Raw genomic sequence first — 3,951 nt, 5'->3', positions numbered from 1 at the left:
TCTCCCGAAGCGACGCCGCCCACAACGCAAGCGTCTCCTCAATCGACGCTGCCTGCGTCCACGATCTTCGAATCATGGTTGCCCATGGATTCAGAAACCCACTAAAAAAACAACTGTAATGCTAGGCCGCGCCGTGCAGATAGGTTTCGCGACGCCCGATCATGCGCTCCGCCGCCGCCTTGGCATCGGCCTTCGACGACGTCGCGCAGGTGCGGTATTCGAGATCCGGCAACTTGGCCGGGTCACGGCGACCGAACCACGACCTGGGCGCGACCTGCAGCAGCGCCAGCGCCTGTGCGACATTGTCGACCGCCTCGAACGAATGCAGCGCGCCTGTGCCGGCGTAGCGGACCTCGTAAAGACCGGGGCTGATGGGGGCTTCGATGTTCTCGCCACGGCCGGGCCGGGGATATCGTTTCCACTCACTCCACGTCGAGATCATCGCCACATCCTTAAGCCAATTCAAAAGCAACCATTTGCTTCAAAACATTCAGTCCAGAAGCATGGTTTGCCTTGGGATTAGAATGCGTTAGATCACGAAATCATCGACGGGAAGCAATACCAAATCACGTTATCGTGGATGGCTCCCACAAGCGGCGGGATCGGCAGCCGTTCACGGTTAAATCTGTGTGACATGCCACCGTCGCGGTGTTGCCCTTAGCCGCATCCCCTGGGGAGGCCGCTTGCGGGACGCGGCGCGCGGGAGGAAGATCATCGTCTTCACAACAACAATCAGGAGGCGCCCCCATGCAGAGCAAAGCTCAGATCGATCAGCTTCTCCGTCAGAAATGCGACGCGAAGGAAATCCCCGGCGTGGTCGCGATTGCCGCGACCGGCAACGAGATCATCTACGAGAACGCGTTCGGCAAGCGCGACCTCGGCAAAGACGATGCGATGACGACGGACAGCGTGTTCTGGATCGCCTCGATGACCAAGGCGGTGACGGGCGCGGGCGCGATGCAATTGGTCGAGCAGGGCAAGCTCTCGCTGGACGAGCCGATCGGCAAGGTGCTGCCTGATCTCGCTTCACCGCAAGTGCTGGAAGGCTTCGGCGCCGATGGCGAGCCCAAGCTGCGGCCGGCCAGGACGCCGATCACGCTGCGCCATCTGATGACGCACACCGCGGGCTTCTGCTACCACATGTGGAACGGTGACATGGGGAAGTATGTCGCGAAAACCGAGATGCCGACCATCACCACCTGCAAGAACGACGCGCTGAAAGTGCCGCTGGTGTCCGATCCCGGCACGCGCTGGGAGTACGGCATCAATATCGATTTCATCGGCAAGGCCGTTGAAGCTGCGAGCGGCAAGCGGCTCGACGCTTACTTGCGCGATCACCTGTTCGCGCCGCTCGGCATGAACGACACCGGATTCAAGATCAGCGATGCCATGCGCCAGCGCCTGGTCGGCATGCATGCGAGAGCCCCCGACGGATCGCTCGCGCCGATCCCGTTCGAGCTCGAGCAGGAGCCGGAATTCCACATGGGCGGCGGCGGCCTCTACTCGACCGCGGGCGACTACATCAAGTTCACGCGGATGATCCTCAACAAGGGCCGCGGCAACGGCAACCAGGTGCTGAAGCCCGAAACCGTGGCGCTGATGGGCCAGAACCACATGGGCGATCTCAACGTCACCAAGATGGTCTCGGCCGATCTCACTCTGTCCAACGACGTCGATCTCTATCCGGACATGGACAAGAAGTGGGGCCTGAGCTTCCTCATCAACACCGCGAAAACGGCGGAAGGACGCAGCGCCGGCAGCCTCGCCTGGGCGGGCCTGGCCAACACCTATTACTGGATCGATCCGACGCGGGACGTCGCCGGCGTGATCCTGATGCAACTCTTGCCGTTCGGCGACGGCAAATGCCTGGAGGCTTTTGCGGGCTTCGAGCGCGGCATCTATGCCGGCCTCGATGCCGGCAGCGGCCAGAAGGCGGCGTGATGGCGTAGGGCGGATTAGCTTTTCGCCTTCGCCAAGCGCGAAGGCGAAAAGCATGATTTCCCGCCCGCTCGCCACATGTGCCTTAAAGCGAACCACGCGTCTGGCGGGGCAAGAAGACCGGCTGCCGTCTCACGGCCTTTGCGGGATACTCAATCCACGCTGCACTGCGGGCCGTGCTAGTCCCCGTTCGAGCCAAGCGGGCACTTCTTGAAGACTGTCGAAGTCAACGAGTTCGCGCGCCTCATAGAACCCGATCAGGTTGCGCACCCAGCCAAGCATCGAAATGTCGGCGATGGTATATTCATCGTCCATGATCCACTCCCGCGCGGCGAGATGCGTTTCCATGACGCCCAGCAGGCGTTTTGACTCATTGACGTACCGCTGAAGTGGGCGCTTGTCCTCGTATTCACGGCCTGCGAATTTGTTGAAGAAGCCGAGCTGGCCAAACATCGGTCCGATCCCACCCATCTGGAAATGCACCCACTGGATAGTCTTGTATCGGCGAGCCGCGTTGGCCGGCAAAAGCTTGCCCGTCTTCTCCGCGAGATATTGCAGGATGGCACCGGATTCGAACAAGGGCAGTGGCTGACCCTCCGGGCCGTTCGGATCGAGAATCGCGGGAATCTTGCCGTTGGGGTTGAGCGAAAGAAATTCGGGCGTGTGCTGGTCGTCCTTGTTGAAGTCGACCAGATGCACCTCGTAAGGTAGCCCGATCTCCTCCAGCATAATCGAGACCTTTACGCCGTTGGGTGTCGGCAGTGAGTAGAGTTGCAAGCGATCTGGGTATTTCGCAGGCCAGCGCTGTATGATCGGGAAATCAGCAAATTTTGGCATCTCTCAACTCGCTCTTACGGCTCGATTACGCTTTTAGAGGGGTAAACATCACGGCGGGTGAACGTCTGTGGCTACGTGTGTTTGCCAAAGCGGTACACCTTCGTGGCAGCTACGGCTGTATGGATACGCAACTATTGATCGTCCGAATTCATGGCATGACGGTTCAGCTTAGCCACGGAGTATTGCGTATCCGAACGCACGCGTTTGGCCTACGAAATGTGGGATCGTGATCTTCGATATAATCGACATTGACTGTGCCGAACGTGGTCTGGGGCTTCTTCAAGGCGGAGCACGTCTGAACCTGGATGAACTCATTCTTGAAATCACCACGAGGAAACGCGGCAATGACCTGGTCGCGCTGCTCTCGCGTATAGTCGTCATATCCAATGCCGACGACGTCCACTAGAACACCTGCATTCGTGAGAGCTATTTCTGGCCGCATGTATTGGGGAATGCCTGGCGTGGTATGTAGGGCGATTGCTTCCCACACCAGATCCGCTTTCGGATCCGGGATGCCACGGCTCTTGAGGAATTCGCGGGCTGCATCGGCGCCGTCGACTTCAAACCGCTTCGTATCGGTATGGTAAGGGTGGACAAGACCCAGATCGTGAAACAGCGCTGCGACATAAAGCAGTTCAGAATCGAATTTTAGGTTCTGACGGATTCCCTTCATCGCACCGAACACAAACACGCGAACCGAGTGGTTGAACAACAACTCGGTTTCATGTTGCCGCACGAGTTCGGCGGCCTCCCGTGCGATCTTGCTATCGGGGATCTTAACGCCAGAAATAACGTCGGCCATTGTCGAACTCCCGTCTTCCGTATCTGTGCCGCAGGTTACAGGAAATAGATCGGTCCGCACGGATCATAAAACAGTACCAAGATTGCCAATTTTGACTGTACCATCGCGCGGTGGCCGTCCTCCCCATCCAACTTGATCGTGCCAGAAGGACACCACTGGCTGCCCAGATCTATTGCGCGATCCGAGAGAGCATCGAGAACGGGCGGCTCGCCTCCGGCCCACGGTTGCCCTACTGGCGCGATCTAGTTGTGGTCTTTCAGGAGGTTGTCCATCTGGTCCGAACCGAGGAAGCTGAGGTTGCGAAGCTTCAGTGTTCCCCGGAGAGACCAGATGAACAGCCACAAGAATGCGCGTTTGACGCCCAAAGGTCGAGA

General features: G+C 58.8%; 4 protein-coding genes. 1 reads left to right on the top strand and 3 read right to left on the bottom strand.

Annotated features, from left to right (window positions below; translation table 11 throughout):
* Positions 1 to 121: 121 nt before the first annotated feature.
* Complete coding sequence (locus ACZYOF_RS42700) at positions 122 to 442, bottom strand: hypothetical protein (protein WP_463719488.1); 321 nt, start codon at positions 440 to 442, stop codon at positions 122 to 124.
* A 305-nt stretch (positions 443 to 747) separates the two neighbouring features.
* Between ACZYOF_RS42700 and ACZYOF_RS42695 the strand changes: the two genes are divergently transcribed.
* Positions 748 to 1,941, top strand: a complete 1,194-nt coding sequence (locus ACZYOF_RS42695) for a serine hydrolase domain-containing protein (protein WP_463719487.1) — start codon at positions 748 to 750, stop codon at positions 1,939 to 1,941.
* Positions 1,942 to 2,070: 129 nt separating this feature from the next.
* Here ACZYOF_RS42695 and ACZYOF_RS42690 read toward each other — a convergent pair whose 3' ends face one another.
* The gene (locus ACZYOF_RS42690; protein ID WP_130583513.1) at positions 2,071 to 2,775 is read right to left on the bottom strand and encodes a glutathione S-transferase family protein; all 705 of its coding nucleotides are present in this window, start codon (positions 2,773 to 2,775) and stop codon (positions 2,071 to 2,073) included.
* Positions 2,776 to 2,938: 163 nt separating this feature from the next.
* On the bottom strand, positions 2,939 to 3,577 hold the full coding sequence (locus ACZYOF_RS42685; protein ID WP_463719486.1) for an HD domain-containing protein: 639 nt from the start codon (positions 3,575 to 3,577) through the stop codon (positions 2,939 to 2,941).
* Positions 3,578 to 3,951: the final 374 nt, after the last annotated feature.

It is taken from the genome of Bradyrhizobium sp. LeoA1Lang (assembly GCF_055413685.1).
The sequence above is the reverse complement of the archived record's forward strand: the minus strand, read 5'-3'. Positions and strand labels throughout refer to the sequence as shown.